This window comes from Micromonospora yasonensis, from assembly GCF_026013475.1.
GTDB classification, from domain to species: domain Bacteria; phylum Actinomycetota; class Actinomycetes; order Mycobacteriales; family Micromonosporaceae; genus Micromonospora; species Micromonospora yasonensis.
The window spans coordinates 1-5740 of the sequence record NZ_JAPDPH010000326.1 but is presented as its reverse complement, the minus strand read 5'-3'; the positions used below and the strand labels follow the sequence as shown (position 1 = coordinate 5740).

Genomic DNA, 5740 nt, shown 5'->3' with positions numbered 1-5740 from the left:
TCCCGCGCCCGGGCCGGGTGGCCCGTCGCCGGTCGGTGGCGCAACGGTACTTACCCGAGGCGCCGATCCCCCAACCGCACGCTCAGAGGAAGAGCACGCACATGACGTACGCGGCCGGCGCGGCGAGCGCGAACCCGCCCAGCGGGCCCTGCATGTGCCGGGCGACCCACATGGTCGGCGGCTCGCCCGCCATCAGCCGGCCGGCCTCGGCGTACCCGACGGCGAGGTCGGCCAGCACGGCGGTGGCCGCGGTGACCAGGCCGACCAGGGCGGCGCTGGTCGGGGTGAAGCCGACCAGGTAGCTGCCGAGCACCGCGCTGGTCAGCGTGCCGAGCATGGCGCCGGCGACCACCCCGGCGGCACCCCGGGGCACCTGCGGGGCGAGCCGGGGCCAGGGCGCCACCGCGTCGGTCAGCCGGGCCACCAGCAGGGCGACGCCGGTGGCGGTGAGGCAGACCGTCATCGCCTGGGTGCCCTTCGGGATGCGGCTGAGCACGATCAGCGTGGCGAACGCGACCACCCCGACCACGATCAGCAGGGTGCTGCCGAGCGAGTCGGTGACCCGGACCCGGTCCACCCGCCGGACGAGCTGGCCGAGCACGCCGAGCACGAAGCCGGCGGCCGCGGCGTACCCGATCGGGGCCAGCGCGGCGATCTCGGACCGCACCGCCGCGACGTCGGCGATGCCGGCCGCCCCGGCACTGACCAGCGCGACCACCAGCAGCGCGGGCGGGCGCATGGCCATCGTCCAGGCGAGCACGAAGAGCAGCTGGACGCCGAAGATGATGAGCGCGAACGGCAGCCGGTGCCCCGGGCCGGCGGTCTGCGCGCCGAGCACCAGGCCGACGCCGAGCAGCGCGGCGAAGCCGGCGACGGTGAGCGCCAGCGGGCGGCGGACCGGGACCGGCGGCACCTCCTCCTCGGGCGCCTCGTCGGTCTCGTCGTCCGGACGCCGCCCCGGGCCGCCCTTGCGGAGCCGGCGCGGGCCCTTCCGCTCCGGCCGCTCCTCGCCGTCGTCGCCCGGCCCGGTACGCGGACCCGGCGGGTAGCCACGGGACGGGCCGGTCGGCCCCGGACGCGCGTCGTCGGCCCACGGGTCGCGGCCGGTGTCGGGCGAGGTGGAGGGATACACGCCCCGATCGTGCCAGACCAGTCCGCCCGGACGGAGGTCACGGTTTCGGCAACGTTAAAACCTGAGCCGCGATCAGGGGCAGATCGGACAAACAGGAAACGGCACGGAGGTGACGGCTGGGCGATCCGTTACGCTCAAGCCGTTACCCGCCCGTCAGCGACGCCGGGACCCACGCAAGTTCTCAGCGCCACCCCTACCAGGAGTGCCGCTGGTCGCGCGCGGCCGAAGGGCCGCCGGGACGGAGGTGATCGTGTGGAGCTCCTGCTGCTGGTGACCGCGCGTGCAGGTGAACCATCGGCGGTGCTGCCGGCGCTCGACCTGCTGCCGCACTCGGTCCGCACCGCGCCGCGCGACGTGCGCACCCTGGTCTCCGGCCCGAGCCCGGACGCCGTGCTGGTGGACGCCCGCTCCGAGCTGAGCGAGGCCCGCGCGACCTGTCGGATGCTGCACGCCACCGGGCTCGGCGTACCGCTGGTCGCGGTGGTCACCGAGGCCGGCCTGATCGCGCTGAACGCCGACTGGGGCGTGGACGACGTCATCCTGGCCGGAGCGGGGCCGGCCGAGGTGGAGGCCCGGCTGCGGCTCGCGGTCGGCCGACTGAGCAACGCGACGGCCGGCGCCGGCGGCTCGATCCGGGCCGGCGAGCTGACCATCGACCCGGACACCTACGCGGCCAAGCTCAAGGGGCGCCCGCTCGACCTCACCTACAAGGAGTTCGAACTGCTGAAGTTCCTGGCCCAGCACCCGGGCCGGGTGTTCACCCGGGACCAACTGCTCCGCGAGGTCTGGGGGTACGACTACTTCGGCGGCACCCGCACCGTCGACGTGCACGTCCGGCGGTTGCGGGCGAAGCTCGGCTCGGAGTACGAGTCGATGATCGGCACGGTGCGCCAGGTCGGCTACAAGTTCGTGGTGCCGCCGTCCCGCTCGCTGCCGGAGTCGGAGCCCGCCTCGCTGCCGGTCTGACCGGCCGGAACCGGAGCCCGCCCGGCCGCCCGGCGGGCTGGAACGCGCACCCGCCCCTCTTCCGAGGAAGCGTTTCCGGATTGCCCTTTTTGCCCTTCTGGCCAGATTTATTCTGACTGCCGGATTGGTCAGGGGCAGAGGGGGCGACGGTGCGTGCAATGACCACGGGGGCGATGACGGCTGCGCGACCCGATCCGAACGGGCGGGGCCGCTGATGTCGCGGCCGACCCTCCGGGCGGCCGGACTGGTGACGCTGGTGATCGCCGCGCTGCTCGGCTCGGCGTACGCGCTCGGACGCAGCCTGATGCCGGAGCAGCCGCAGCACAGCAGCGGCGTGGCGGCCAGCGTGAACCGGCCGCACTACGCCGACCAGCCGCCCAGCCAGGACTTCCCCGCGCCGCCGCCGGACAGCCCCAGCCCCTCGGCGAGCGGCTCGGCGCAGCCGGCCGGCGGCGGCGACGGCCCGTACGGCAGCGTGATGTCCACCGGCTCGTCGCGGGTCGCGCTCACCTTCGACGACGGCCCGGACCCGCAGTACACGCCGCAGGTGCTCGCCCTGCTCAAGGAGTACGGCGTGAAGGCCACCTTCTGCGTGGTCGGGGAGAACGCGCAGAGCCACCCGGACCTGATCCAGGCGATCGTGGCCGACGGGCACACCCTCTGCAACCATTCCTGGAACCACGACGTCAACCTGGGCAAACGGTCGCCGGACGCGATCCGGGCCGACCTGGTCCGTACCAGCGACGCCATCCACGCCGCCGTGCCGGACGCGCGGATCGCGTACTTCCGGCAGCCCGGCGGCGCCTGGACCTCCGCCGTGGTGTCGACCTGCGAGGAGCTGGGCATGACCCCGCTGCACTGGGCGGTCGACCCGCAGGACTGGACGACCCCGGGCGCCCCCAAGATCATCAACACGGTCATGACCCAGGTCGGACCGGGTTCGATCGTGCTGATGCACGACGCCGGGGGCAACCGCTCCGGCACCGTCCGGGCGCTGCAGGACCTGCTGCCCGAGCTGTTGGACCGCTACCAGTTGGAGGCGCTACCCGTCGGCACCACGTGATCATCGCCACCGGACGGTCCCGGCGTCCGGCGTGATCGACGGCCGGCCGGCCGCTACGGTGACGGGATGAGCGAGCGCCAGCGAGCGAATCATCAGCTCAGCGCGGAAGCGCCTCATGCCGACGCCGAGCGCAGCGAGGCGGCGGCATGAGCAGCAGCGAGCCGACCGCCGACCGAGTCGCCCGCGCCGACCGGCTGGCGCCGGTCGAGGTGGCCGAGGTGCTGGCGCTGGCCCGGACCGCCGGGGACGCCGACGGGGCCGACCCGCTCGACGAGCACGTGCTGCTGCGGCTCCGGGACCCGGAGGCGCCCGCCGTGCACCTCACCGCCCGGGCCACCGACAACACCCTCACCGGGTACGCGCATCTCGACACCACCGACCCGGCGAACGGCATCGGGGTGGAGCTGGTGGTGCACCCGGCGTACCGACGGCGGGGCACCGGCCGGGCGCTGGCCCGGGGCGTGCTGGCCACGGCCTCCGGGCCGCTGCGCGCCTGGGCGCACGGTGACCACCCGTCGGCCGCCGCGCTCGCGGTCGACCTGGGCTTCGCCCGCGCCCGGGTGCTCTGGCAGCTGCGCCGACCGCTGGCCGCCCCGCTGCCCGAGCCGGCCCTGCCCGAGGGCGTGGAGCTGCGCGCGTTCCGCCCGGGCGAGGACGACGAGGCCTGGCTCGCGGTCAACAACGCGGCCTTCGCCCAGCATCCCGAGCAGGGCCGGTGGACCCTCGACGACCTGCGGGTACGCCTCGCCGAGCCGTGGTTCGACCCGGCCGGTTTCCTGCTCGCGATCGATTCGGCGACCGGCCGGCTGCTCGGCTTCCACTGGACCAAGGTGCACGAGCGGCCGGGCTCGGCCCGGATCGGCGAGGTCTACGTGCTGGGGGTGGACCCGACCGCGCACCGGGGCGGGCTCGGCCGGGTGCTCACCACCGCCGGGCTGGCCTACCTGCGGGACCGCCGCGGGCTGGACCGGGTGATGCTGTACGTCGACGAGTCCAACGTGCCGGCGGTGGCGCTCTACGAGCGACTCGGCTTCGCCCGCTGGTCGGCCCACGTCAACTACCAGCTCGGCTGATCCGGCGGAGCGTCCCGGCATCCTGGAGCAGCGGTCACGGCGGCGTCACGCCATGGACTCGGCCGGATAACAGCTGCCCGGATAAATCGCATTAATAGGGATAGCGGGTCGCGAGTTCACGTAACGGACAACCCTTCCTCAGCCTATGGCCATCCCGCCGGCCGCACCTGTTCATTTTCCGTTCACTTCCGACCGGCGAACCGTCTACCTGGCACTTCTAACTTTCGTGTCAGCCGGTCAGTGCCGGCACCCGGGCCCCGACCCGGGCGACCTGACCAAAAGACGTGAAGGGAAACCCCTCAAGTGAAGCTCCAGCGGCACGGCGCCATCGCCTGCCTCGCTCTTACCGCGGTGCTCGGTCTCAGCGCGTGCGGTTCGGACAACAACGAGCCGACCGGCACCTCCGCCTCCGGCTCCGCCGCCGCCGACTGCGGCAAGGGCACGCTGAACGCGCAGGGCTCCTCCGCGCAGAAGAACGCGATGGCCGAGTGGATCAAGGCGTACCAGCAGAAGTGCGCCGGCACCACGATCAACTACGAGCCCACCGGTTCGGGCGCCGGCATCCAGGCCTTCATCGCCGGCACCGCCGACTTCGCCGGCTCCGACTCCGCGCTCAAGCCGGAGGAGCAGCCGCAGGCCGACGCCAAGTGCACCGGCGGCCAGGCCCTCAACCTGCCGATGGTGATCGGCCCGGTCGCGGTCGTCTACAACGTCAGCGGCGCGGACAACCTCCAGTTCAGCCCGGCCACCCTGGCGAAGATCTTCGCCGGCAAGGTGACCAAGTGGGACGACCCGGCGATCAAGGCCGACAACCCGGACGCCAAGCTGCCGGCGACCGCGATCCAGGCGGTGCACCGCTCCGACGAGTCCGGCACCACCGACAACTTCACCAAGTACCTGTCCAAGACCGCCGAGACCGACTGGACCTTCGGCAACGCCAAGGCCTGGAAGGCCCCGGGCGGCGTCGGCGCGGCCAAGTCCGACGGTGTGGCCAGCAAGGTCAAGAGCACCGACGGCACCATCAGCTACGTCGAGCTGTCGTACGCCGAGAACGCCGGCCTGAAGAAGGCCAAGGTCAAGAACGGTGCCGGTGAGTTCACCGAGCTGACCGCCGAGTCGGCCGGCAAGACCATCGCCGGGGCCAAGTTCGAGGGCCAGGGCAACGACCTCAAGATGTCGATCGACTACAACACCAAGGAGGCCGGGGCCTACCCGATCGTCCTGGCGACGTACGAGATCGTCTGCAGCAAGGGCCTCGCGGCCGACAAGCTGCCGCTGGTCAAGGGCCTGCTGGGCTACGCCGCCAGCAGCGAGGGCCAGCAGGACCTGGTCGAGCTGGGCTACGCCCCGCTGCCCGAGACCGTCCGCACCAAGGTCGAGACCGCGGTCAAGAGCCTCTCCTGACGCACTGACCGACACCACCTCCTCTATGCGAAGCGAGCGAGCAGATGGGTGACACCCCTCACCGCTCGGCGCACGCCGGCACCGGCGGGACCACCGTGGCCA

General features: G+C 72.9%; 5 protein-coding genes. 4 read left to right on the top strand and 1 reads right to left on the bottom strand.

From position 1 onward, the window contains the following. Nucleotides 1–82: 82 nt before the first annotated feature. Nucleotides 83–1132: a hypothetical protein gene (locus ONA70_RS34130; protein ID WP_265010609.1), complete on the bottom strand. Its 1050-nt coding sequence runs from the start codon at nucleotides 1130–1132 to the stop codon at nucleotides 83–85. Between the two features lie 252 nt (nucleotides 1133–1384). On the opposite strand from ONA70_RS34130, the gene ONA70_RS34125 reads away from it, so the two are divergent. From ONA70_RS34125 to pstS, 4 genes are all read left to right on the top strand, one after another. Further along, entirely contained in the window at nucleotides 1385–2098 is a 714-nt protein-coding gene (locus ONA70_RS34125; protein ID WP_265010608.1) for a winged helix-turn-helix transcriptional regulator, read from the top strand. Nucleotides 2099–2312: 214 nt separating this feature from the next. Then, nucleotides 2313–3161: a polysaccharide deacetylase family protein gene (locus ONA70_RS34120; RefSeq protein WP_265010607.1), complete on the top strand. Its 849-nt coding sequence runs from the start codon at nucleotides 2313–2315 to the stop codon at nucleotides 3159–3161. A 146-nt stretch (nucleotides 3162–3307) separates the two neighbouring features. Continuing rightward, nucleotides 3308–4234: a mycothiol synthase gene (gene mshD / locus ONA70_RS34115; protein WP_265010606.1), complete on the top strand. Its 927-nt coding sequence runs from the start codon at nucleotides 3308–3310 to the stop codon at nucleotides 4232–4234. 303 nt (nucleotides 4235–4537) lie between these two features. Continuing rightward, on the top strand, nucleotides 4538–5638 hold the full coding sequence (gene pstS / locus ONA70_RS34110; RefSeq protein ID WP_265010605.1) for a phosphate ABC transporter substrate-binding protein PstS: 1101 nt from the start codon (nucleotides 4538–4540) through the stop codon (nucleotides 5636–5638). Nucleotides 5639–5740: the final 102 nt, after the last annotated feature.